Raw genomic sequence first — 22,332 nt, 5'->3', positions numbered from 1 at the left:
TTTAGGCGAAAACTCTAAAAGTTAGAGTTTTCGCTCTATTTTTGGCATTTGCCATACTTAGCACATGGTTAGCCTAGTATGTGAAATTTAGATAGATGACTGAATCATTGGCATTAATTTTTCTGCAATAGCAGAGACATTTTCACCTTGTTCACCAACAAGAATTAAACTGGCATCTCCTATTGGTTCGACAATGCCAGACATACCGTCTTGCTTAAATGCTAATGCTTGCTTGCTGACGATAGGGGTAAAGAACAGAGTAACTTTGCCTTTTTCACCTTGAAACACCATATGCACTGCATTTTCTTTACCAAAACCACAATGGTTCAGATAGTAGACGTGATAGGGGAAATTTCCATCCAGCTTATAAGCAAAAGGTTGCATTTTAGCGTTGATTTGGCTCATGTCTGCTTGTTCATCCAGTCGATTGACAAAGCCTTCTTCATGAATCACATGTTGTACGGCCATTTCTGACAAACTGGCTTGTGCGGGAGAAACCAAAATATTCCCCCACTGGATCTGACCGACCAACAATCCTGCGGTAAAGGCAATGGAGGCCGCTATCGCCATCGCTTTACGTACAAATTGTGGGCGGATCACTTTCTCATCTTCAAGCAAAGCACTTTGCTGGAATAAAATTTTATCGGCCAACTCATCGGGAACATCGATCTTGAATGCCTGCGCTATGTGTTTATCGAGTTGCAGTACATCATCGACATATTTAGCACTTGATTCATTGGTGGCGATCATCTCAAGCAGTTCTTTGTCCCGTTGTTTAGGGTCAGACATGACTTTGCGGCGAAACTCTAATTCATCCATTTTGCTGCTCCGGGTAGTGTTCTGAACCATCCATCATCTCTTTAAGTTGGTTGCGTGCTCTAAACAAACGGGTCATTACGGTATTTTTATTTAATGAAAGAATATCGGCGATCTCTTCCCCGCTGAATCCCCCGACGACTTGTAAAAAGAGGGGTTCTCGATATTCCACATCCAGTTTTAAAATTTGATTCTGTAGCCACTCATTTTGGTGGTATTCATCATCGGTGTATTTCGCGTCATAGTCGTGTTCATCAATATCCACTAAGTCAAACTGTTTACGCTCAAAACGACGAGCATTTTCTCTGCGTAAAATAGTGATGAGCCACGCTTTGGCTGCTTTTTCATCTAGCAAACTATCGAGCGATTTCCACGCTCTTAAGCAGGTTTCTTGCACCAAGTCTTCGGCAATCGAGCGATCTTTACATAACCAATAGGCGTATCGGTAAAGATCGCGATGATAAGCTCGCACTAGAGCTTCGTATTTTCTTTGTCTGTCCATGTCACTATTGACCGGACGTTGGGAAACTTTCTTTCCAAACAGATTCAATATCGACACCAAGGACTCCCTGTATGCGTCGTGCAAGTTAAATAGATTTTAGTGATGTACTTGGCCATCATAAAGGTAAATAGGTCTCTACGAGTAGTGTTGAACAGATGTTCAATGAGTTGAGTTCAATAAATCACATTAAACTTGATCTAATTCAAAATCTCTTACTCTGAAGCCGTTATAGTAACTCCTGTCATCTCGTTAGTCATTTTGACTGACATTGTTGAGCAAAGATGACACTTCCTTTTGAAGGCTGACTTTACTTTCTCCTAATCAGGAAACTGATTTTTCAATTGGCGTAAGTTAATTGCTTTACCCATTCCGACCACACAGTTCTGTGTGGTTTTTTTTTGCAAAAAATCCCGAATCCTGCGTTTCTCCTGTATTTTTCCTTAGAAAGGATTGTCTAAATCACGATTATTTAAACGCTCGTTTGATTTGTTTAACATTCTCGTTACAATGCTTCAGGTCAGACCTCTTATTCGAAGGAGAAATCATGGGCAAGCAGGAAGTCAGGACTCGTTCTGGAGAACGAGTGGCGATTGTGGCGGGGCTACGTACGCCTTTCGCCCGTCAAAGTACCGAATTTGGTCAAGTACCCGCCGTCGATCTCGGCAAAATAGTGGTACAGGAAATGATGGCACGCACGGCCATCGATCCAAAATTGATTGAACAAGTGGTATTTGGTCAAGTGGTGCAAATGCCGGAAGCGCCTAATATTGCTCGGGAAATTGTGTTGGGTACCGGTATGTCGATTCACACGGACGCCTACAGCGTAACTCGTGCCTGTGCAACCAGTTTTCAAGCGGCGGTCAATGTTGCAGAAAGCATCATGGCGGGAACGATTGATATTGGTATTGCGGGCGGTGCTGACTCTTCTTCTGTTTTACCGATCGGTGTTTCCAAAAAGCTCGCCTCCTCACTCTTAGCCTTGAGCAAAGCCAAAACGATGGGGCAGAAGCTCAAGTTGCTGAGTAACCTTTCTTTCAAAGATTTGATGCCGGTTCCTCCCGCGGTGGCTGAATATTCTACTGGGCTTTCCATGGGGCAAACCGCTGAGCAGATGGCCAAAAGCTATGCCATTTCTCGCGCCGAGCAAGATGCGTTAGCGCATCGTTCACACACTTTAGCGGCGCAAGCATGGGCAGAAGGCAAAATTCGCGATGAAGTGATGACCGCTTTCCCTGAGCCTTATAAAAAGTGGATTGATACTGACAACAACATTCGCCTTGATTCCAAATTGGAGAGCTATGCCAAGTTGCGTCCGGCGTTTGATCGTCAATACGGCTCCGTGACCGCAGCCAACTCTACGCCGCTAACCGATGGCGCTGCCGCGATCATGTTGATGCGTGAAGGTAAAGCGAAGGAACTTGGCCTAGAAATCATGGGTTACATTCGTTCTTATGCGTTTGCGGCGATTGGCGTAGAAAAAGATATGTTGATGGGGCCATCGTATGCCACTCCGATTGCTCTGGATCGTGCAGGGATAACGCTCAACGATTTAACCTTGATTGATATGCACGAAGCGTTTGCGGCGCAAACCTTGGCGAACTTGAAGATGTTCGCGAGCGATAAATTTGCTCAAGAGCAGCTTGGTCGTGCGCAAGCCATCGGCGAAGTGGATATGAGCAAATTTAATGTTCTTGGCGGATCGTTAGCGTATGGGCATCCATTTGCAGCAACGGGCGCGCGGATGATCACTCAAACGTTACGTGAATTGAAACGCCGTGGCGGGGGCTTAGGCTTAAACACTGCTTGTGCAGCAGGTGGTTTGGGCGCTGCAATGATTCTGGAGGTGGAATAATGGACAACAAAAAAGCGTTTCAACTCTCGTTTGATGAGCAACACTACGCGTGGTTGGCTATTGATGTCTCCGGCGAGAAAATGAACACCTTGCAAGCGGCGTTTGCGGAAGAGATGCAAGCGGTGTTTACCGCACTCAATGAAAAGAAAGGGCAAGTAAAAGGCCTGATTATCCACTCTCTTAAGCCGGATAACTTCATTGCGGGCGCGGATGTGCGTATGTTGGAAGCTTGTCAATCTGTCCACGAAGCACAAGCGTTGGCTTCGCAAGGTCAGCAGATGTTTCAACAGCTTGCGGATCTGCCTTTCCCTGTGGTTGCTGCGATTCACGGCTCCTGTCTCGGCGGTGGTTTAGAATTGGCTCTGGCGTGTGATTATCGAGTCTGCACTGAAGACGATGTTACTCGCCTTGGCTTACCCGAAGTGATGCTGGGTTTGCTGCCGGGCTCTGGCGGTACGCAGCGTTTGCCACGTTTGATTGGCCTGCTTCCGGCGCTTGATTTGATCCTGACAGGCAAACAGCTGCGCGCGAAAAAAGCCAAAAAACTTGGCATTGTGGATGCGTGTGTTCCGCATTCTGTGTTGCTTGATGTCGCAAAGCGTGTGTTGGAAGAAAAAGGCCACAAGAAGCGTGCGCAAGCCGCACTACCGATCAAAGAAAAACTGCTCGCCAATACAGGCTTGGGGCGTAAGTTGATTTTTGATCAAGCCGCCAAGAAAACGCAGCAGAAAACACGCGGAAACTACCCAGCAGCGCAAGCCATTTTAGAGGTGATTCAATACGGCCTTGAAAAAGGGATGCATGCAGGTTTGGAGTATGAAGCGAAGCGTTTTGCTGAACTGGTGATGACCCGAGAATCAAAAGCACTTCGTTCGATTTTCTTTGCCACCACGGAGATGAAAAAAGATCTCGGTGCGGACGCGAAACCCGCAGCGATTAAAGCGGTAGGCGTGTTGGGTGGTGGCTTGATGGGAGCGGGCATTAGCCATGTCTCTGTGGCAAAAGCCAAAGTGCCAGTACGAATCAAAGATGTGGCCAACGATGGAGTGCTGAATGCGCTTAATTACAACTACAAGCTGTTTGATAAGCAAAGACAGCGCAAAATTTTGAGTAAGGCACAGTTGCAAGCTCAGATGTCGCAACTCTCTGGCGGTACCGGCTTTGTTGGATTTGATCGCTGTGATGTGGTGATTGAAGCAGTATTTGAGGATCTCAAACTTAAGCAACAAATGGTGGCGGATATTGAAGCGAATGCCAAACCGACAACGATTTTTGCAACCAACACATCTTCGCTGCCGATCCATCAGATCGCCAGCCAAGCGCAGCGTCCGGAAAACATTGTGGGTCTGCATTACTTCAGCCCTGTGGAAAAAATGCCGCTGGTGGAAGTGATCCCTCATGCTACTACTTCGGATGAAACCATTGCAACGGTTGTGGCACTTGCGCGTAAACAGGGCAAAACACCGATAGTGGTGAAAGATTGTGCCGGTTTTTACGTCAACCGCATTTTAGCGCCCTATATGAATGAAGCCGCGCAAGTATTGATGACCGGTGAACCGATTGAGAATCTGGATTCTGCTTTGCTCGATTTTGGCTTCCCAGTCGGCCCCATCACTTTACTCGATGAAGTGGGAGTGGATATTGGCGCGAAGATTATGCCGATTCTGGTTAATGAACTGGGGCCACGTTTCCAAGGTCCGGATGTGTTTGATGTCTTGCTCAAAGACAACCGTAAAGGGCGTAAAAGTGGTAAAGGTTTTTATATCTACAAAGGCAGCAAGAAAAAAGAAGTCGATAAATCGGTTTATAAGCTACTTAAGTTAACGCCTGAATCGAAGCTCAATGACAAAGCGATTGCGATGCGTTGCCTGCTGCCTATGCTCAACGAAGCTGTACGTTGTCTTGATGAAGGCATAATTCGTAGTGCACGAGATGGGGATATGGGCGCGATTTTCGGTATTGGCTTCCCTCCATTCTTAGGTGGGCCTTTCCGTTACATGGATACGCTTGGTTTGACCAAAGTGGTGGAACTGATGAATCAGCATACCGAGAAATATGGTGAACGGTTTGCCCCGTGTGATGGTTTGTTAACCAGAGCGGGCTTAGGCGAAAAGTTTTACCCCTAAGTTCGAGATTTCATCATGATTAAGAAAGAGGCCAAGTGCCTCTTTCTTATTGCGAGTGATTCTCAAAAATCTGTGCTAGGATGAAACGTAACATCAAGAACTAACAAGGAATTCACAATGGAAGCGCTCGATTTATTGCTCAACCGCCGTTCAATCGCCAAATTGGATGCACCAGCACCACAAGGCGAAGCTCTCGAAAATATTTTACGGGCGGGTCTGCGCGCCCCCGATCATGGTGCACTTACTCCGTGGCGTTTCGTGGTGGCTCATGGTGAGGGGTTGACAAAGTTGGCCAGCATTCTGGAGCAAACCGAAATCGCCAACGGCAGTGATGAAGCGGTGATCAGTAAAGCGAAAAATGCGCCTTTTCGCGCCCCCATGGTGATCACAGTGATCGCTAAAGTCACTCACAGTGAAAAGATCCCTGCGTTTGAGCAGCATCTATCCGCCGGTTGTGCAGTACAAGCCATGCAAATGGCGGCCGTAGCACAAGGGTTTCAGGGGATTTGGCGCTCTGGAAGTTGGATGTTCCATCCGGTTGTCCGTCGTGCTTTCAATGTACAAGGTGAAGACCAGATTGTTGGTTTTCTTTACCTTGGCACTCCAGGAACCACGGCAACAAAAGTCCCTGAACGTGAACTCTGCAAGTACGTTGAGTATCTCTAAATACGAGATTCTAAGAAAAAGGGCGCGAAGCCCTTTTTCTGTTTGAAAGCTCGAACAATAGAGCTGTGTGGTTTATTGCAGGTGATAGCCAATCACAAAATCAATAAACAGACGTACTTTCTCTGGTTGATGATCTTTGTGGTTATACAACATGTAAATGTCGCGTGGGTTAGAGCTCCAGTCCGAAAGCACTTGGACTAAGCTGCCATCACCCAAGAACTCACGCAACATCACATCCGGCATCAGTGTGATGCCTAACCCCTCTGAGCATGCACTGCGTACCACATTCAACGCACTGGCTTGAAAACGGCCACGATCCGTGTTGACGATGGTTTCCCCTTGGCTGTTCGTCAGTTGCCATTTAAGTAGCGGATACCCCTTGAGCAGTTGATGTTGGTGCAACTCTTCTGCGTGAGTGGGTTGGGGATGATTGGCCAAGTAGCTTGGGCTTGCCACCAAAATATCTTTCACTTCTCCAATTTTACGTGCAATCAGGCTTGAATCGCGCTGTGGCCCAACGCGGAAAATCACATCCCATTCGGTAGGGTCGAGATCGTCAGCTTGATTGCTCATCATCAGTTCGATATGGATGTCGGGGTATTTCTCCATAAACGCGTTGAACATCGGCATCATCATACGTTTGGTGAGGTTTGATGGCGCTGAGATCCGAATTCGACCTGAAGCACCGCGGCATTCATCAGTGATTTCTTCTGTCATTGACGCAAGTCGCTCGAGGAGCGGAGAGCAGTCTTTATAAAAGCGTTCACCCGCCTCGGTTAGCGTCAGTTTACGTGCGTGACGATTGAGTAACCTAAGATTCAGCGAGTCCTCTAAAGCTTGGATACGCCGAGTGATGGTGGCCACCGGAATCATGGTTTTTTTTGAAGTTGAGGTATAGCTTCCATTTTCGACAACCAGTCGAAAGAGGTTTAGGTCATCTAGTTTCATCGTTTCTGACACATTATGTTGCAACTATGGCTAATTTATACATATATAAGCTGTTAAATTTTGCGTGATGTCAACTTGTATGATGATTTGCTGAAAACCATACATCTAGTGATAGAACGATTTTTGGGTACCATGGTTTGTGTAAAGTCTATTTCAGAGCTATTTTTTAACTAGTCAATAATCCATTTCTCCGTAGCAAGTTAGTGATAACTTGTGCGCTGATGTTTATCAGTGAGGTCGATGTTTATGTTTAAATCTCACATCCCGGATACCAGTGAAGTTGAAGATCAGCGAGTAGCAGAAAAACTGATTTTGCTCGTCGATGATGACCCTGTTTTCCGACGTATGACGAGAGGTTATCTTCAGCAAGACGGCTACCAAGTCGTAGAGGCTGAAAATGGCCTTGATGGCTTGCGCAAGTTACGTGATAGCAAGCCAGATTTGATTCTTTGTGACTTATCAATGCCAGTGTTGAATGGCATTGAATTTGTGGAAGAAGTGAGCTTAGCGTATCCCTCCCTACCGTTGATTGTGGTTTCTGCGACCGAAGAAATGGCGGATGTTGCCAAGGCATTACGCTTTGGAATTAAGGACTTTCTACCTAAACCGATTACTAACCATCATCATTTAACCAATTCTATTGAGAATATATTGGCTAATGACGAACATCAGCGTGATTTTGTTAGCTGTTGGTATGGTGCCGATAGGCAAGGAGGTATCCCAGAAGAGCAGGAATTGCACTGGCATTTACAGCATTTAAAAGACAACCCGAATGCCGCGAGAGAATTACTCAATGCTCTTTTACCTGAAAAGGATTCACAGTTAGGTGGGTGGAAGTGTAGTTACCGATTGTTACAGTCGGCTGAACTGATGCCGCTAGTGTTTGACTATGCTTGGTTGATGAACGGGCAGTTTGTGTTTTATTTAGTGGATGCAGCAAGTCATGAAGATTGTGGGGCTGCATCGACATTGTTGGTCCGAGCCTTATTCCATGACTATGTGCGTAATTTACGTAATTTCAGTGTTGAGCTGAAAGATCTGGCTGAGATTATTGAGCGGGGGATTTGTTGCTCTGACTGTATTGGTAAAGTTTCCGCATTGTTTGGCGTTGCCGACGTTGCGGGTGGAACATTATCTCTCTTGCCGGCTGGGCTAAACTGCCAATGGTCAAATGGCTATGTGCAACATCGTATCACTTCTGGCGTTCAGCTTGGTGATAACAGTCTACGCAATTTTATTACCAAAGATTTGCCCATTCGTTCAGCTTGCCAAATCACGTTGAGCCAGCCGAGCGCTTATAGTTTTACTTTAGATCTCTATCAAGGTTGTGAGGTGTGATTTTACTGTCTAAATTGTGAGTGTGGTTGGAACTTTAGATCGAGTTGCTAATAACCTTATATATTGTCAGTGTTTGTGGCAGCGAGGTTTCGTTATAGTTCTGAGCGCATAAAACAAACGAGGCTGCCGTAGAGCGGTCCAATGTAAAGTCACCCAAAAGAGAAGATTACAATGGCAAATCACGAGTTTAAAGAACCTTTTAACATCTATTATTTCCTTGGCGTGGTCGCGGTTTTACTGATCCCGACACTGCCAGCAACATTAACTTGGATCCGCGTACTTAACGGTTACGCCACCTTTTAATGCGTTCATCCCTACAACGTTTCTTATTCAGTTTCATTGGAATGACGAGTCTATGCCTAGGGATACTGGGCATATTTCTCCCTCTCTTACCGACAACGCCCTTTATCCTACTCGCTAGTGCCTGTTTCTTACGCGGTAGTCCACGTTTCCACCGTTGGTTGAATCAGCATGAAACGTTTGGGCCGATCATTCAAAATTGGCAACAACACCGTGCCGTTAGCAAAGCGGTAAAAAAACGCGCCACAGTTTTTATCTTACTGAGCTTTACCTTTTCGATTTGGATGGTGTCTCTCCTGTGGCTCAAAGTTGGGCTGTTTATCTGGCTTGTGCTTCTGATCACTTGGTTTGCCCATCTGCCAACCCATGAGTTGGTTGCTAACCAACAAGAAAATCACTAGCATTAGCGGGAAGTGTGCCCACTCTTCGAGTGGGCTTTGTTTTTTCAGTGTAGGTTATACCGCGCTATCGCCTGCACCGGAATTGTTCTGTAATCACCTTAGGTGATTAAGCAAATGAAGCTAACGTAACTATGACAACTGAAACTCTTTCTCTGATCAAATCCAGCATCAAAAGCATCCCAGACTATCCAAAAAAAGGCATTCTGTTTCGTGATGTCACCAGCTTGCTAGAAGATGCCAAAGCGTATCAAGCGACGATTCAACTTCTGGTGGATAAGTACAAAGACATGGGTTTTACCAAGGTCGTTGGTACAGAAGCGCGTGGCTTCCTGTTTGGTGCGCCTTTGGCATTAGAACTGGGCGTGGGTTTTGTTCCTGTGCGTAAACCAGGCAAGCTGCCTCGCCAAACCGTTGCACAATCTTATGAACTGGAATACGGCACAGATACACTGGAAATTCATGTAGATGCGATCAAAACCGGTGACAAAGTGTTGGTCGTTGACGACTTACTGGCAACTGGCGGTACGATTGAAGCGACCACTAAGCTGATTCGCCAATTGGGTGGTGAAGTTGAGCACGCAGCCTTCGTGATCAATCTGCCAGAAATTGGTGGAGATAAGCGCCTTCAAGGGTTAGGCTTGCAGGTTTACAGCATCTGTGAATTTGAAGGTCACTAACCGACAACGGATATTGGAATGAGTTATCTTGCTTTAGCACGCAAATGGCGTCCGACACGATTTAGCGAAGTAGTCGGACAAACCCATGTTTTAACGGCCTTAGAGAACGCATTGGCGCAAAATCGTTTGCACCATGCGTATCTGTTTAGTGGAACCCGAGGTGTGGGTAAGACCACTATAGGTCGTCTGTTTGCGAAAGGGCTCAACTGCGAAACCGGAATTACGGCCACACCTTGTGGTGAGTGCGCAACCTGTAAAGAAATCGACCAAGGACGCTTTGTTGATCTGCTAGAAATTGATGCGGCATCACGCACCAAAGTGGAAGACACGCGCGAGCTGCTCGATAACGTGCAGTACAAGCCAGCGCGTGGACGCTTCAAGGTTTACCTGATCGACGAAGTACACATGCTCTCGCGTCACAGCTTTAATGCGCTGCTCAAAACGCTTGAAGAGCCGCCCGAGTATGTGAAGTTTTTGCTGGCAACTACAGATCCACAAAAACTGCCAGTGACCATCTTGTCGCGCTGTTTGCAGTTCCATCTCAAACCGATCAGTGTTGAAAATATTCAGCAGCAGCTTGATAAAGTGCTGCAAGCCGAACAGATCGCCAGCGACAGCAAAGCGCTGAATCTGTTAGCGCACGCCGCTGACGGTAGTATGCGTGATGCACTGAGCCTGACTGACCAAGCGATTGCGTTGGGTAACGGTGTAGTGAAAAGTGACATCGTCGCACACATGCTGGGCACGTTAGACACGGATCATGCACTGCATCTATTGCAAGCCATCAGCCAACAAACACCGCAAGCGGTGATGGAGTGCATCGATACACTGGCGCAAAATGGCGTGGAGTGGGATGGCCTATTGCAACAGCTTTCTACCCAGTTGCATCGCATTGCCATGTATCAAGCGTTGCCAGCGACTTTGGATAAATCGGTGCCTGAAGCATCAAGAATCGAGTCGCTTGCTAAAGTGTTAACGCCGCAAGATGTACAGCTTTACTACCAAATTGCTTTGAAAGGGCGACAAGATTTGCCGTTGTCACCCACGGCGCGAATTGGCATTGAAATGCTGATGCTGCGCATGATGGCGTTTCGTCCGTCGAGTGTATCTCTAGCCAGTGTGATCACGCCGGTCAATGCACAATCGGAAGTATCATCAGTTGCCTCACCAGCACCAATGGTTCGCCCTGCACCTCAAGCAGCAGTTCAAACACCACAGTCACAACCTGTAGTTCAGCCTCCAGTGTCGCAACCCGCACAAGCTATGCCGAATGCTATGGCACAGCCTATGATGGCTGCGGAGCCTGAGATGGAAAGGGCTGCTCCGGCCGTTCAGCGAGAAGAAGCAAACTCGATGAACTCACCAATGGGTACCGCTGTGCCCAATACGGATGCTCAAAACCAAACCACTATGCCTGCCTTAGCAGGGCTGCGTCATCAGCTGCGCTCTAAGCGTCAAGAAGTACAAAACAAAGGTGCGGACGGAAAAAAGCCTGACGCGACATCTGCTACTCCTGCATCCGCGCTAGAGCGTATTGCGCAGCGAGCACAGCAAGTGCAGGTGTCGCCAGATCTGAGTGATGAAGATGAGCTGGAGCCAGAAGAGGAAATTTATCAATGGCGTCCAATGCAACCCATCGAAGTCGCGGTGAAAAGTGAAGTCACACCGACTCAGCTGAAAAAAGCGTTAGAGCATGAAAAAACGCCAGAAATGGTGGCGAAGTTGATCGAAGAAGCGGTCGCGCAAGATGCATGGTCAGCTCTGATTCAACGCTTGCAGACGGCAAAAATGGTCGAGCAATTGGCGCTGAATTCCGCTTTTGTTCGTCAAGGCGACCAGATTTCTCTAACGCTGCGTCCAAGTCATGCCCATCTGCACAACGAAAAAGCGCAGCAAGAGTTAGAACAGGCATTGAATCAAGTGCTTGGCGAATCTTGTACTTTGAGTATTACCGTGGGGCAAGAGGGCGAAACACCGCTTGAGCTGCGTGAGCGGCTCTATCAGCAGAAGCTCACTTCGGCACTCCACAGTTTACAAACCGATCCGCATGTACAATTTATTGAGCGTCGGTTTAATGCGCAGTTGGATAGCGACAGCGTACGACCCATTTAACTGGGGTTGAAACCGAAGTGTCTCACCCCCACACTATGTGAAACATTCAACGATAACCAGAGAGATAAAGATGTTTGGTAAAGGCGGAATGGGCAACCTGATGAAGCAAGCCCAACAAATGCAAGAGCGTATGCAAAAGCTGCAAGAAGAGATCGCAAACATGGAAGTGACTGGTGAATCCGGTGCTGGCCTTGTGAAAGTGACAGTGACTGGTAGCCACAGCGTACGCCGTGTCAACATCGATGAAAGTCTGATGGAAGACGACAAAGAGATGTTGGAAGATTTGATTGCAGCCGCATTCAATGATGCCGCTCGTCGTATCGAAGAGACGCAAAAAGAGAAAATGGCTTCAGTCACCGGTGGAATGCAACTGCCTCCGGGCATGAAGATGCCATTCTAATCTGAGCCTGAATTTATGCGTACCAGTCACATGCTGGAACATTTGATGGAAGCGTTACGCTGCCTGCCGGGCGTTGGCCCAAAATCAGCGCAGCGTATGGCATTCCATCTGTTACAGCGCGATCGTAAAGGCGGTATACAACTGGCTGAGGCACTGAGTCAAGCGATGGTCGAAATCGGTCATTGTCAGGAGTGTCGAACCTTTACCGAGCAGGATGTTTGCCACATCTGTAGCAACCCGAAACGTAAAGAAAATGGTCAGTTGTGTGTAGTCGAAAGTCCGGCAGATATTGCTGCGTTGGAAGCAACCGGTCAGTTTTCTGGTCGCTATTTTGTGCTGATGGGTCACCTGTCACCACTGGATGGTATTGGTCCGAGCGATATTGGCTTGGATACTCTGGATTATCGCCTACAGCGCAAAGACATCAGTGAGGTGATCCTTGCCACTAACCCAACTGTGGAAGGTGAAGCCACTGCGCAATACATTGCGGAGTTGTGTCGTGAACATCAAGTGACAGCGAGCCGAATTGCCCACGGTGTCCCCGTGGGGGGCGAGCTAGAGTTGGTGGATGGCACGACCTTATCGCATTCGCTGTTAGGTCGTCATAAGCTGTTTTAACTCAGCCTCTACATTCACAATGCCGCTCATCGAGCGGCATTATTTTATCTTGGTTTAGGATGCTTATGAGCATGGCTCAATCAGCATCATGCTCAAGTTAGCCGTTCAAGTTCAGTCAAGTTATCGAATGCTTGTTGGTTGGTTTTTCCACAAACGACAGGGCAAGCTTTAAAATCGTGACACACTTTGGGGCGCTCGGGGCGACCAAATAGCTGGCACAGATTATCGTCATTGAGCTGAACACAGCGCACTCCAGCAGGTTTGCCATTTGGCATACCGGGAATGGGTGAAGAAATACTTGGTGCGATACAACAAGCACCGCAGCCTAATCGACAATCCATTATGAACTCTTTGCGCTGGAAAAATGGGCGGCCATCCTAACAGAAAGCCAAATAGGATGCACTGACTTGCGCTTTTCTTGCACTTTGGCAGTGCAAAGAGTATAAATCGACCCCCGATTGATTAACCGTAAGACAATGCAATGAGTACACCCTTCTGGCAAAGCAAAACTTTAGACCAAATGACCGAAGCCGAATGGGAATCGCTGTGCGATGGCTGTGGTAAATGTTGCCTGCACAAACTCATGGATGAAGATACGGATGAAATCTACTACACCAATGTGGCGTGTAGCTGGCTCAATAGTGACACCTGCTCTTGTAAAGATTATCCCAATCGTTTTAGCTCAGGTGAAGAGTGTTTAAAGCTCACTCGCGACAAGATTGAAGAGTTTAACTGGCTGCCGGATACTTGCGCTTACCGTTTACTTGGTAATGGTCAAACACTTCCAGAATGGCATCCTTTGCTGACCGGTTCGAAAGACGCCATGCATGCTGCCGATGAAAGTGTGCGCGGTAAAATCGTCTATGAAGTGGATGTGATCGATTGGGAAGATCACATTGTGCTGATGAGCCGAGATTAAGCGCTTTACTCATCGATGATGTTAGACAACAAAAACGCCTTGCTTCTCGCAAGGCGTTTGTCTTTGAGCGAAAGCTAAACTTAAGCCGCGTTATTTCTTCGGTTGGGCGTCGATACATTGCCCATGAACTTCACGGCCTTCTGGTGCCATTAGGTACAAATAGAGAGGCATGATGTCGAGTGGCGTTTTTAATTTGTCTGCATCTTCCGCTGGGTAAGCTTTCGCGCGCATTCCGGTACGAGTACCACCCGGGTTAATTGCATTTACACGAATGGTGCTGTCGCTCAGCTCATCGGCCAGAATTTGCATCATGCCTTCGGTGGCGAATTTAGAAATCGCGTAAGTCGCCCAGAAAGCGCGGCCAATGTGGCCTACGGTTGAGCTGGTAAACACAATTCGAGCATCGGCCGATTTATGCAGCAAAGGCAGCAGTGCTTGAGTCATTAGAAACTGTGCTTTCACGTTCACTTGCATCACTTCATCGAAGCTGTCTTCGCCAATTTGATCAAAAGGGCTAAGCACACCAAGCAAGCTTGCGTTGTGTAGAACGCCATCCAAGCGGCCAAACTGCTCTTCAATGGTATCGACCATATCCAGATAGTTTTGTTTGCTCGCGCCTTTCATATCTAGGGGAACGATGGCGGGTGTAGGGTAACCTGCAGCTTCAATCGCATCATAAGTTTGTTCGAGCTTTTTCACGGTGCGACCGAGGAGGATCACGGTAGCGCCATGTGCCGCGAAGCTGATCGCCGCTTGTTTACCGATGCCGTCGCCGGCACCTGTTACTAAAATCACTTTCTCTTTCAGGGCATCTGCTGAGACTGAATAATTCACGTCTTACATTCCTTATTATTCTTGGTTCTTCCTATTGATACACCGCGGTTTTTTCTTGTTAACCTCGCGAAGAATGTAACAGGGAAGAGGATTTGCTTTAAGTCTTCGTGACAAGGTGGTTACAATACACCAATTCGCATTGAAGAAGGATGAGTCACTTGGAGTTTTTGTTAGATTACGGCCTGTTTTTGGCCAAGATTGTGACTGTGGTAGTCGCGTTAGTGGCGGTGCTGGTCGTTGTTAAATCACTGGGTGGACGCAGTGGAACAGCCAAAGGTGAGCTGGAAATCACCGATCTGACTGAGCAGCACAAAGAGACTGTTGAACGTTTAGAATCTTATTTGCATGACGACGCGTTTTTAAAAGCGCGCGATAAAGCGGATAAGAAGAAAGAAAAAGCTGAGCAGAAAAGTCGTGAGAAATCACTCAAACAAGCGGCAAAAGAAGGCGAATTGGAAAGCAAACGCGAACCGCATCTGTTTGTGCTCGATTTTCATGGCAGCATTGATGCCAAAGAAGTCGCTTCACTGCGTGAAGAAGTGAGCGCGATTTTGGCGGTGGCACAAGCCGGTGATGAAGTATTACTGCGCTTGGAAACCGGTGGTGGCATGGTGCATGGTTACGGCTTGGCTTCCTCACAGCTTGATCGTATCAAAGCGGCTGGCTTACCGCTGACCATCTCAGTCGATAAAGTCGCGGCTAGCGGCGGTTATATGATGGCTTGTATCGCCGATAAAATCGTCAGTGCGCCATTTGCGATTGTCGGCTCAATTGGTGTAGTGGCTCAGTTACCGAACTTCCATAAACTACTGAAAAAGAACGATATCGAGTTTGAACAACTTACTGCGGGTGAATACAAACGTACGCTAACTATGTTTGGTGAAAACACCGATAAAGCGCGTGACAAGTTCAAATTAGAGCTCGAAGAAACGCATCAACTGTTTAAAGACTTTATTCGTGAGCATCGTCCTGCGTTGGATCTGGATAAAGTCGCTACGGGCGAACACTGGTTTGGTACACAGGCTAAAATGCTGGGTTTGGTGGATGAGATTCAGACTTCCGATGATTTGATTGTTGCCGCGTGCAAGAGCAAAACCGTACTTCTGCTGCGTTATACGCAAAAGAAAAAGCTGGCCGATAAATTGGCTGGGGTGGCGGGAGATGCCGCCGACAATGTGTTGATGAAACTGATCAGCCGAGGCCAACGTCCATTAGTGTAATGTTGGTTTCCACTACGGATTTCTAATGAATAAAAACGCGCTTAGTGACCCTAAGCGCGTTTTTTATTGGAAGGAGTGAGAAAGTTTAATCCAAACAGCCTGTAGCGGAAAACGTCTCCAATTTGTGCAGGTATTCGCTCAAGTCACCAATGTTATTTTTCACCCATTCAGGGTTGTAATAGGTGTCAAGGTAACGTTCACCGCTGTCGCACAGTAGAGTGACGATCGAACCTTGCTCGCCGCGACGCTTCATTTCACACGCCAGTTGCAGTGCGCCATACAGGTTAGTGCCTGTAGAAGCACCTGCTTTACGGCCAAGAATTTTCTCCAACCAGTAAATGGTGGCCACACTGGCGGCATCGGGAATGGCGCGCATTTCATCCACTACGTCAGGAATAAAACTTGGCTCGACTCTTGGGCGGCCAATACCTTCAATTTTGCTCCCACAATTGCGGGTTAATGCCGCATCACGAGTACGGTAGTAGTCATAGAAAACCGAGTTTTCAGGGTCGACCACACACAGTTTGGTGTTGTGCTGCTGATAGCGAATGAAGCGGCCGATAGTGGCAGAAGTACCGCCTGTTCCTGGGCTCATGACGATCCAACTTGGAACTGGGTGTTCTTCCATCTGCATTTGGCTGAAAATACTATCAGCGATGTTGCTGTTGCCGCGCCAGTCGGTAGCTCGTTCGGCGTAAGTGAACTGATCCATATAATGGCCTTTCAGCTCTTTGGCTAGGCGGTGAGATTCCGCGTAAATCTGATCTGAGCGGTCTACAAGGTGTGCTTTGCCACCATAGAACTGAATCTGCTCGATTTTTTTACGCGCCGTGCATTTGGGCATCACCGCAATAAAGGGTAGGCCAAGCAAGCGGGCAAAGTAAGCCTCAGAAACCGCGGTGCTGCCAGAAGAAGATTCAATAATCGTGGTTTCTGGCCCAATCCAGCCATTACATAGGCCATACAAAAACAGTGAACGGGCTAAACGGTGTTTGAGAGAACCGGTTGGGTGGGTACTTTCATCTTTCAGATAGATATCGACGCCAGAGACGCAAGGTAAATCGAGTTTAATCAGGTGTGTATCGGCAGAGCGTTGATAGTCTGCTTCAATTTTACGAATTGCGCTGTTAATCCACTGATGGTCAGTACACATAATCCAGTTTCTCCCTTAGGTTATGAAATAAGTTTAGCTAGGTTAGGAGAGAAAAACTTTGCTATTTTGCCTATGCTTTTGTAGTTTGGGAGAAAAATTTTCCCCTAATAAGGTGGTTTGTATGTTGCTCGACAAAATTGATCGGCAAATCTTGGCAATTTTGCAACAAGACTGCACCGTGTCACTCAATGAATTAGCCGAAGCGGTGAACTTAACCACTACACCTTGCTGGAAGCGCTTGAAAAAAATGGAAGAGGGTGGAGTGATTCGCGAGCGGGTAGCACTGCTGGATGCTCAAGCCCTCGAACTTTCTTTCACGGCGTTTGTGATGGTGACCACCAATAACCACTCCCATGAATGGTATTGCCGCTTTGTGACTGCCGTGGAAGAGTTTCCTGAAGTGATGGAGTTTTATCGAATGGCTGGTGAGTACGACTACATGATGAAAGTGCAGGTGAAAGACATGCAGTGTTTTGATCAGTTTTACAAAAAATTGGTTAACAGCATTGAGGGTCTGAACAAAGTGACCTCCACCTTTGCGATGGAGTCACTGAAATACACCACTCAATTGCCTCTGTGAGCGCTATTATTTAGTCAAGAAAACGCATCACGCCTTCTTGCACCGCCGTGGCTACAAGGTTGCCTTGGCGGTCATAAATCTCGCCACGTACTAAACCGCGTGTATTGCTCGCTGTTGGGCTTTCGATGGCATACAGCAACCAGTCATCCATCTTAAATGGGCGGTGGAACCAGATGGAGTGATCAATAGTGGCCACTTGGAATTTCGGGGTCATCAAAGAAACACCATGGGGATGTAAGGCGGTGACCAAAAATCCCCAGTCAGAAGCATAAGCGAGCAGGTATTGATGGATGAGCTGATCTTCCGGCATGTTGCCATTGGCGCGGATCCACAAATACTGTTTCGGCTCTGCTTTTTGTGGTTTCAATGGATTGATGACTGTGACTGGACGCATCTCAATTGGCTTTTCACCACAGAACGCTTTCTGCAATTTTTCTGGTAGGAAATGGGCAATTTGTGCCGCCAATTCGGATTCCGAAGCAAAATTTTCAGGCCCTGGTACCTCAGGCATAGTTTTCTGGTGTTCAAAACCGGGTGCATCACCATGATAAGAGGCGGTTAAATAGAAAATAGGGCGACCATTTTGAATCGCTTTAACGCGGCGAGTGCTGAAACTTCTACCATCACGCAAGTTTTCCACATCGTAAATGATCGGCTTTTCTGGATCGCCAGGATAGAGAAAATAGCTGTGGAAAGAGTGAACGGTGCGGTCAGATTCTACCGTGTAACGTGCCGCAGACAGTGCTTGACCGATCACCTGCCCACCATACACTTGAGGAAGACCCAAATTTTCGCTGGCACCCCGATAAAGTCCCTCTTCCAGTTTCTCCAATTGCAGCAGACTTAATAGTTCGTCTAACGGTTTACTCATGTACCTAGGATCCTTTTTCAGTGTTTTGATAATTTTGTGATGTTAGTCAGATATTTGTCAATAATCACGCTGTCCAATGACACAGATATCCGTGCAGCATATAATCCACGTGTTTCTTAATTTGCTATTTCCATTAGGTAATGAGGCCCTATGAAAAAGGTTCTACTTGTTGTTCTCTCTGTTCTGTTTGGTTCTTTACTCGTAGGTTGCCAAATGAATGAATCTGCCCCTAAAGAACAAGATAAAATTCAATCTATTACTGGGAGCGTTGCGTACCGCGAACGTATTGCTCTGCCTGATAATGCGGTAGTGACGGTTTATCTACAAGATGTCTCGTTAGCGGATGCGCCTGCAACCGTTATCGCAAAACAGAACTTTATCACTAATGGTATGCAAGTACCGCTAGAGTTCAACTTAGCGTATGACAGCAGCAAAATTAAAGCGAGCCACAGCTACAGTGTAAGTGCTCGCATTGAGGTGGATGGTAAATTGCGCTTTATCACCGATACCCATTACGGCGTGATCACCGATACGGATGCCACCAAACAAGTACAGATGATGCTCGTCGGCGTACAGAGCGAATAGCTGCATTTGTAAAACCAATGCATTCAACCAATGGCAGCTTTAGGGCTGCCATTGGTATTTTCGTAGCGATATTTTCCCTGCCTCGCTCACCTCAATACCCTCTGCCAACAAACGTTGTTGCTGGCGAATAAAATCGTTTCCCTGCAATGAAATCTTCCCTTGGCTGTTGATGACTCGATACCAAGGTAGTTGGCTGCCATCTGGCAGATTGCCAAGTGCCTTACCAACATGCCGAGCGTAGCCCGGATAACCGGCCATTTTGGCAACCGCACCATAGGTGGATACCTTACCAACAGGAATTTGGTGAATCACGACAAAGATCTGTTGTAAAAACTGGTCCATAATACAAAAGCCCGCAACAAATTTACCAAGGATAGGTATAGGGAGTTGGCATGATACTGTCTGCCTTACAATTTTTGACTGCAACACTCTTCGCTATTGCTGCTGCACATGTGGCAGGACTAAGCGAAGGCGATATTCCGATCATCGCATTTTTGATCCCCGCGCTCTGGTTACTGCCCAAATCTGGATTTTCCAGCATTGCCATGCTGATTGCGATCGGTATTTTTGGTTTTACCTTGCCGATGCAGCCTGTCGCCCTTTCGATTGGGCAATGGGTGCTGATCCCGCTACTGATGGTTGCATTTTCCGCACGTAGTAATTGGGGAGTCATCTTGGTGAGTGGTTTGATCGTGCTCACTTTGCAAGTGGGGATTATGGTAACGCAATCTGCTGGAAAACTGGAAGGCTCACCAATGGTGACGGTGGTACAGATTGTCATGGTGATGCTAATTTGGTGGGCAGCACGGGGTTGGAAGCCTAATCACTCACATAGCTGGTGGGCGTTAGTTCTAGTTATTCCGCTTTGGGTGGCCGAGCAATTTTATGCGGCAGCATTAGCGTTATTGATCACAGGGGTGATTGCGTCGTGCGAATCATTGGTACGCAAAACCACGGCTGAGCTGAACTGGGGAACGTTGCTGGGTTGGAGCCTGCCTTGCGTTAGTTTTGCTGCTTTGGTTGTCTCGCCAGAGACTGACGTACCTAATCCGGTATTTGTGGTGTGGATTTGCATTTTAGCCACGGCATGGACAACGGACTATGTGCTAAAAAATACCGAAGAAGCGCATGAACAGTGACCTGATTTGCCTTATTGAGGGTCGTCGCGAGCCCTATGCTGGTTGGGGTTGCATCGTTCTTGAGCATGACTTTTTGAAAACAAATTGACCAGTTTTATGAAATTTATTACCTAAAGTTGATAGTGAGGTAGGGGTATTTACGGTAAAATGCGCGACAAAAAATAACATCTAATATTCAACGTCTATGCTGTGTAATGTATTTTGTCGCTTTGTCTTGCTCCTCCTCGGATGGCTTGTAATTTCAGCGAACGGCTTGGCCGCGCCTCAATCTTATGTTGTTGCGACAGAGGCAGATGATGTGGTGACGCGAGTATTGTTTGACTCGATCGCGTACCATTTCAACCTTGAGATTGAGTACGTCAACTATCCCAGTTTTAACCATATCTTGATGGCAATAGAATCCGGTCAGGCCGATTTTGCCGCCAACGTAACCTACACGGAGCCGCGTGCTCAACGGTTTGATTTTTCAAGTCCCACTAATATTGAGTACACCTATCTCTACAGTTATGGTGGGCTACGCCTCAACGAAACTCGCATGCTCGGCATACCGAAAGGAACGATTTATGGTGATTTAGTTCGTCAACACTATCCCTATATCCAGCAAATTGAATACCAAGGCCATGAAGAAGCGGCCGCTCTGTTAGAAAGTCGTCGTGTGGATGGGGTCGTGGATGCGATCAATCAACTAAAACCGATGTTACTCAAGGGGTTGGATGCACAGCTGCTGAATGATCAAGTTCCGATTCAGCCGGTATCGATCATTTCTCCCAAAGGTAAACACCTGCAGCTATTGAACGACATTCAGCAATACGCGCATTCTGCTTATGTTCAACGTTTGTTACGTGAATCGATACAACGATACCAGTTTGATATCCGCAAACAGGCGCTACGCCAAGCGGTTGTGGATAGTGGGCTCAACGTGCAGCGTGTATTGCGCGTTAAACTGGAAAACAACCCTCAATATGCACTTTACCAGCCAGATGGTTCTGTACGCGGGATCAGTGCTGATGTTGTATTTCAGGCCTGTGACATGTTGCTGCTCAAATGTGAATTGGTGAGTCATGGTCAAGAAACATGGGAGAGCATGTTTGCCGATTTACAAGAGAAAAAAATCGATATTCTTGCTCCGGTAACCATTTCGCCACAGCGTAAAAATTTCACCTATTTCAGTGAGAGCTACTATCATCCAGAGGCGATTTTAGTCAAGCGAGAGCATTATAAAGATGATGTTTATAGCAATGTTTCTGAGCTTGTTACCGAACGAATTGGTGTCATCAATGACGACTTCTTCGAAGAATTACTTCAGCAGATGTTGCCCAACAAAAAGCTGTTTACTTACTCCAATCAGCAAGAAAAGTTACAAGCTTTATTAAACAAAGATGTCGATTATATCGTGCTCAATCGGGCGAACTTTAACCAGCTGCTTCGTGAGTCTAAAGAGATGCTGCCTATTGTGGAAGACACCATGATTGGCGCATTCTACCAGTATGATATTGCGATTGGATTTTCTAAAAATCCATTAGGTGCAACGCTTGCCCCTCTTTTCTCGCGAGCGATCAAAATGCTTAACACCGAACAAATTATCCATACCTACGATTATCAACCGAACTGGCGTGCCACGTTGCTTGCTGAAAAAAAATACCAACGTAGCACTCAGTGGTTGTTTGCCTTGGCATTATTAGCCTTATTCATGGTGGCTTTTTACCTGCATGGTATTTCACATACTGACAATTTAACCAAGCTACGCAACCGACGCGCCTTATATAATCGGTATCAACGTGGTTTATCGCCTCGATTGACGTTGGTGTATCTTGACGTCAATAAATTCAAATTGATCAATGATCAATACGGACATGAAGTGGGAGACAAGGTCTTAAAACAACTGTCACAGCGGATTGAGAATGTTTGGCGAGGTCGCAGTTATCGTATTGGTGGCGATGAATTTATCTTGATTGGTGAATGTTCAGCGGCACGCCTTGAGTATGTTCAAGCCCAATGTGAGCGTTTTATGTTTGTTGATGCGGAGCGCGACGTCAGCTTTGAAGTCTCTGTTGCCATTGGTGTTGCCAAGAACCGTGAACGAACGCAATCTCTCAACGATGTGATGCATCAAGCCGATATTGAGATGTATCGGGCGAAAGCCGAATCGGCACAACAACCATTTCAATCAGACCCCAAGGTAAAAAGATTACACATCATTTAGTCAAAATGGTGAAATGATGGCCGATTAGTCGGGGATGCAAGTTTAAATGAGGATTATCGCTTGCATTGCCCA

General features: G+C 46.9%; 24 protein-coding genes. 16 read left to right on the top strand and 8 right to left on the bottom strand.

Features of this window, described 5'->3' with window-relative positions:
* Positions 1-87: 87 nt before the first annotated feature.
* Positions 88-819 carry a DUF3379 domain-containing protein gene (locus tag EPB59_RS07920; protein WP_195706954.1) on the bottom strand — a complete coding sequence of 244 codons (732 nt, stop codon included), beginning with the start codon at positions 817-819 and terminating at the stop codon, positions 88-90.
* Complete coding sequence (locus tag EPB59_RS07915; protein ID WP_233358176.1) at positions 812-1,318, bottom strand: sigma-70 family RNA polymerase sigma factor; 507 nt, start codon at positions 1,316-1,318, stop codon at positions 812-814. The genes EPB59_RS07920 and EPB59_RS07915 overlap by 8 nt, the downstream gene beginning before the upstream one ends.
* A gap of 544 nt (positions 1,319-1,862) precedes the next feature.
* On the opposite strand from EPB59_RS07915, the gene fadI reads away from it, so the two are divergent.
* The 3 genes from fadI (at position 1,863) to EPB59_RS07900 (ending at position 5,962) form a co-directional block, all read left to right on the top strand.
* Complete coding sequence (fadI, locus tag EPB59_RS07910) at positions 1,863-3,170, top strand: acetyl-CoA C-acyltransferase FadI (RefSeq protein ID WP_154172183.1); 1,308 nt, start codon at positions 1,863-1,865, stop codon at positions 3,168-3,170.
* Positions 3,170-5,296, top strand: a complete 2,127-nt coding sequence (gene fadJ, locus EPB59_RS07905) for a fatty acid oxidation complex subunit alpha FadJ (RefSeq protein WP_154172181.1) — start codon at positions 3,170-3,172, stop codon at positions 5,294-5,296. The genes fadI and fadJ overlap by 1 nt, the downstream gene beginning before the upstream one ends.
* Positions 5,297-5,413: 117 nt before the next feature.
* Positions 5,414-5,962: an NAD(P)H nitroreductase gene (locus EPB59_RS07900; protein WP_154172179.1), complete on the top strand. Its 549-nt coding sequence runs from the start codon at positions 5,414-5,416 to the stop codon at positions 5,960-5,962.
* Positions 5,963-6,034: 72 nt separating this feature from the next.
* On the opposite strand, the gene EPB59_RS07895 is transcribed toward EPB59_RS07900, so the two are convergent.
* Positions 6,035-6,910, bottom strand: a complete 876-nt coding sequence (locus EPB59_RS07895; RefSeq protein WP_195706953.1) for a LysR family transcriptional regulator — start codon at positions 6,908-6,910, stop codon at positions 6,035-6,037.
* Positions 6,911-7,156: 246 nt separating this feature from the next.
* Here EPB59_RS07895 and EPB59_RS07890 point away from each other — a divergent pair, with 246 nt between their 5' ends.
* From EPB59_RS07890 to recR, 7 genes are all read left to right on the top strand, one after another.
* Positions 7,157-8,248 carry a response regulator gene (locus EPB59_RS07890; protein ID WP_195706952.1) on the top strand — a complete coding sequence of 364 codons (1,092 nt, stop codon included), beginning with the start codon at positions 7,157-7,159 and terminating at the stop codon, positions 8,246-8,248.
* A 171-nt stretch (positions 8,249-8,419) separates the two neighbouring features.
* Positions 8,420-8,551 carry a hypothetical protein gene (locus EPB59_RS18845; RefSeq protein WP_001273570.1) on the top strand — a complete coding sequence of 44 codons (132 nt, stop codon included), beginning with the start codon at positions 8,420-8,422 and terminating at the stop codon, positions 8,549-8,551.
* Positions 8,551-8,949 (top strand): YbaN family protein, encoded by a 399-nt coding sequence (locus EPB59_RS07880; protein ID WP_154172173.1) that lies wholly within the window; start codon positions 8,551-8,553, stop codon positions 8,947-8,949. The genes EPB59_RS18845 and EPB59_RS07880 overlap by 1 nt, the downstream gene beginning before the upstream one ends.
* 131 nt (positions 8,950-9,080) lie before the next feature.
* Complete coding sequence (apt, locus tag EPB59_RS07875) at positions 9,081-9,626, top strand: adenine phosphoribosyltransferase (RefSeq protein WP_055027241.1); 546 nt, start codon at positions 9,081-9,083, stop codon at positions 9,624-9,626.
* Positions 9,627-9,644: 18 nt separating this feature from the next.
* On the top strand, positions 9,645-11,738 hold the full coding sequence (gene dnaX / locus EPB59_RS07870) for a DNA polymerase III subunit gamma/tau (RefSeq protein WP_154172171.1): 2,094 nt from the start codon (positions 9,645-9,647) through the stop codon (positions 11,736-11,738).
* 70 nt (positions 11,739-11,808) lie between these two features.
* On the top strand, positions 11,809-12,138 hold the full coding sequence (locus EPB59_RS07865; RefSeq protein WP_000467103.1) for a YbaB/EbfC family nucleoid-associated protein: 330 nt from the start codon (positions 11,809-11,811) through the stop codon (positions 12,136-12,138).
* Between the two features lie 15 nt (positions 12,139-12,153).
* Positions 12,154-12,756, top strand: a complete 603-nt coding sequence (gene recR / locus EPB59_RS07860; protein ID WP_001260576.1) for a recombination mediator RecR — start codon at positions 12,154-12,156, stop codon at positions 12,754-12,756.
* A gap of 92 nt (positions 12,757-12,848) precedes the next feature.
* On the opposite strand, the gene EPB59_RS07855 is transcribed toward recR, so the two are convergent.
* Positions 12,849-13,097 carry a YkgJ family cysteine cluster protein gene (locus EPB59_RS07855; protein WP_055043851.1) on the bottom strand — a complete coding sequence of 83 codons (249 nt, stop codon included), beginning with the start codon at positions 13,095-13,097 and terminating at the stop codon, positions 12,849-12,851.
* Positions 13,098-13,237: 140 nt separating this feature from the next.
* On the opposite strand from EPB59_RS07855, the gene EPB59_RS07850 reads away from it, so the two are divergent.
* A complete protein-coding gene (locus tag EPB59_RS07850; RefSeq protein ID WP_001880862.1) occupies positions 13,238-13,675 on the top strand; it encodes a YcgN family cysteine cluster protein in 438 nt (145 codons plus the stop codon).
* A gap of 90 nt (positions 13,676-13,765) precedes the next feature.
* Here the strand turns inward: EPB59_RS07850 and EPB59_RS07845 are convergent, their stop codons facing one another.
* Positions 13,766-14,509 (bottom strand): YciK family oxidoreductase, encoded by a 744-nt coding sequence (locus EPB59_RS07845; RefSeq protein ID WP_055050498.1) that lies wholly within the window; start codon positions 14,507-14,509, stop codon positions 13,766-13,768.
* Between the two features lie 158 nt (positions 14,510-14,667).
* Between EPB59_RS07845 and sohB the strand changes: the two genes are divergently transcribed.
* Positions 14,668-15,729 (top strand): protease SohB, encoded by a 1,062-nt coding sequence (gene sohB / locus EPB59_RS07840; protein WP_154172169.1) that lies wholly within the window; start codon positions 14,668-14,670, stop codon positions 15,727-15,729.
* Positions 15,730-15,814: 85 nt separating this feature from the next.
* On the opposite strand, the gene EPB59_RS07835 is transcribed toward sohB, so the two are convergent.
* Positions 15,815-16,882, bottom strand: coding sequence for a PLP-dependent cysteine synthase family protein (locus EPB59_RS07835; protein WP_061052339.1), 1,068 nt, complete (start codon positions 16,880-16,882; stop codon positions 15,815-15,817).
* A gap of 124 nt (positions 16,883-17,006) precedes the next feature.
* Between EPB59_RS07835 and EPB59_RS07830 the strand changes: the two genes are divergently transcribed.
* Entirely contained in the window at positions 17,007-17,462 is a 456-nt protein-coding gene (locus EPB59_RS07830) for an Lrp/AsnC family transcriptional regulator (RefSeq protein ID WP_170938086.1), read from the top strand.
* Between the two features lie 10 nt (positions 17,463-17,472).
* Here the strand turns inward: EPB59_RS07830 and tesB are convergent, their stop codons facing one another.
* A complete protein-coding gene (gene tesB, locus EPB59_RS07825; protein ID WP_055027237.1) occupies positions 17,473-18,333 on the bottom strand; it encodes an acyl-CoA thioesterase II in 861 nt (286 codons plus the stop codon).
* A 150-nt stretch (positions 18,334-18,483) separates the two neighbouring features.
* On the opposite strand from tesB, the gene EPB59_RS07820 reads away from it, so the two are divergent.
* Positions 18,484-18,918: a YbaY family lipoprotein gene (locus tag EPB59_RS07820; RefSeq protein WP_055050500.1), complete on the top strand. Its 435-nt coding sequence runs from the start codon at positions 18,484-18,486 to the stop codon at positions 18,916-18,918.
* A 39-nt stretch (positions 18,919-18,957) separates the two neighbouring features.
* Here EPB59_RS07820 and EPB59_RS07815 read toward each other — a convergent pair whose 3' ends face one another.
* Positions 18,958-19,260 (bottom strand): DNA base-flipping protein, encoded by a 303-nt coding sequence (locus EPB59_RS07815; protein ID WP_055064455.1) that lies wholly within the window; start codon positions 19,258-19,260, stop codon positions 18,958-18,960.
* A gap of 50 nt (positions 19,261-19,310) precedes the next feature.
* Here EPB59_RS07815 and EPB59_RS07810 point away from each other — a divergent pair, with 50 nt between their 5' ends.
* The gene (locus tag EPB59_RS07810) at positions 19,311-20,057 is read left to right on the top strand and encodes a hypothetical protein (protein WP_154172167.1); all 747 of its coding nucleotides are present in this window, start codon (positions 19,311-19,313) and stop codon (positions 20,055-20,057) included.
* 184 nt (positions 20,058-20,241) lie between these two features.
* A complete protein-coding gene (locus tag EPB59_RS07805; protein ID WP_154172165.1) occupies positions 20,242-22,260 on the top strand; it encodes a GGDEF domain-containing protein in 2,019 nt (672 codons plus the stop codon).
* The last annotated feature ends 72 nt before the right edge of the window (positions 22,261-22,332 follow it).

Source organism: Vibrio metoecus, assembly GCF_009665255.1.
GTDB classification, from domain to species: domain Bacteria; phylum Pseudomonadota; class Gammaproteobacteria; order Enterobacterales; family Vibrionaceae; genus Vibrio; species Vibrio metoecus_B.
This window is presented reverse-complemented; position numbering and strand designations above follow the sequence as displayed.

Excerpts from the sequence above, each read along its gene's own strand:
- EPB59_RS07920 (WP_195706954.1), bottom strand. The coding sequence starts at position 819 with ATGGATGAATTAGAGTTTCGCCGCAAAGTCATGTCTGACCCTAAACAA.
- EPB59_RS07915 (WP_233358176.1), bottom strand. The coding sequence starts at position 1,318 with ATGGACAGACAAAGAAAATACGAAGCTCTAGTGCGAGCTTATCATCGC.
- fadI (WP_154172183.1), top strand. The coding sequence starts at position 1,863 with ATGGGCAAGCAGGAAGTCAGGACTCGTTCTGGAGAACGAGTGGCGATT.
- fadJ (WP_154172181.1), top strand. The coding sequence starts at position 3,170 with ATGGACAACAAAAAAGCGTTTCAACTCTCGTTTGATGAGCAACACTAC.
- EPB59_RS07900 (WP_154172179.1), top strand. The coding sequence starts at position 5,414 with ATGGAAGCGCTCGATTTATTGCTCAACCGCCGTTCAATCGCCAAATTG.
- EPB59_RS07895 (WP_195706953.1), bottom strand. The coding sequence starts at position 6,910 with ATGAAACTAGATGACCTAAACCTCTTTCGACTGGTTGTCGAAAATGGA.
- EPB59_RS07890 (WP_195706952.1), top strand. The coding sequence starts at position 7,157 with ATGTTTAAATCTCACATCCCGGATACCAGTGAAGTTGAAGATCAGCGA.
- EPB59_RS18845 (WP_001273570.1), top strand. The coding sequence starts at position 8,420 with ATGGCAAATCACGAGTTTAAAGAACCTTTTAACATCTATTATTTCCTT.
- EPB59_RS07880 (WP_154172173.1), top strand. The coding sequence starts at position 8,551 with ATGCGTTCATCCCTACAACGTTTCTTATTCAGTTTCATTGGAATGACG.
- apt (WP_055027241.1), top strand. The coding sequence starts at position 9,081 with ATGACAACTGAAACTCTTTCTCTGATCAAATCCAGCATCAAAAGCATC.
- dnaX (WP_154172171.1), top strand. The coding sequence starts at position 9,645 with ATGAGTTATCTTGCTTTAGCACGCAAATGGCGTCCGACACGATTTAGC.
- EPB59_RS07865 (WP_000467103.1), top strand. The coding sequence starts at position 11,809 with ATGTTTGGTAAAGGCGGAATGGGCAACCTGATGAAGCAAGCCCAACAA.
- recR (WP_001260576.1), top strand. The coding sequence starts at position 12,154 with ATGCGTACCAGTCACATGCTGGAACATTTGATGGAAGCGTTACGCTGC.
- EPB59_RS07855 (WP_055043851.1), bottom strand. The coding sequence starts at position 13,097 with ATGGATTGTCGATTAGGCTGCGGTGCTTGTTGTATCGCACCAAGTATT.
- EPB59_RS07850 (WP_001880862.1), top strand. The coding sequence starts at position 13,238 with ATGAGTACACCCTTCTGGCAAAGCAAAACTTTAGACCAAATGACCGAA.
- EPB59_RS07835 (WP_061052339.1), bottom strand. The coding sequence starts at position 16,882 with ATGTGTACTGACCATCAGTGGATTAACAGCGCAATTCGTAAAATTGAA.
- tesB (WP_055027237.1), bottom strand. The coding sequence starts at position 18,333 with ATGAGTAAACCGTTAGACGAACTATTAAGTCTGCTGCAATTGGAGAAA.
- EPB59_RS07820 (WP_055050500.1), top strand. The coding sequence starts at position 18,484 with ATGAAAAAGGTTCTACTTGTTGTTCTCTCTGTTCTGTTTGGTTCTTTA.
- EPB59_RS07815 (WP_055064455.1), bottom strand. The coding sequence starts at position 19,260 with ATGGACCAGTTTTTACAACAGATCTTTGTCGTGATTCACCAAATTCCT.
- EPB59_RS07810 (WP_154172167.1), top strand. The coding sequence starts at position 19,311 with ATGATACTGTCTGCCTTACAATTTTTGACTGCAACACTCTTCGCTATT.
- EPB59_RS07805 (WP_154172165.1), top strand. The coding sequence starts at position 20,242 with ATGCTGTGTAATGTATTTTGTCGCTTTGTCTTGCTCCTCCTCGGATGG.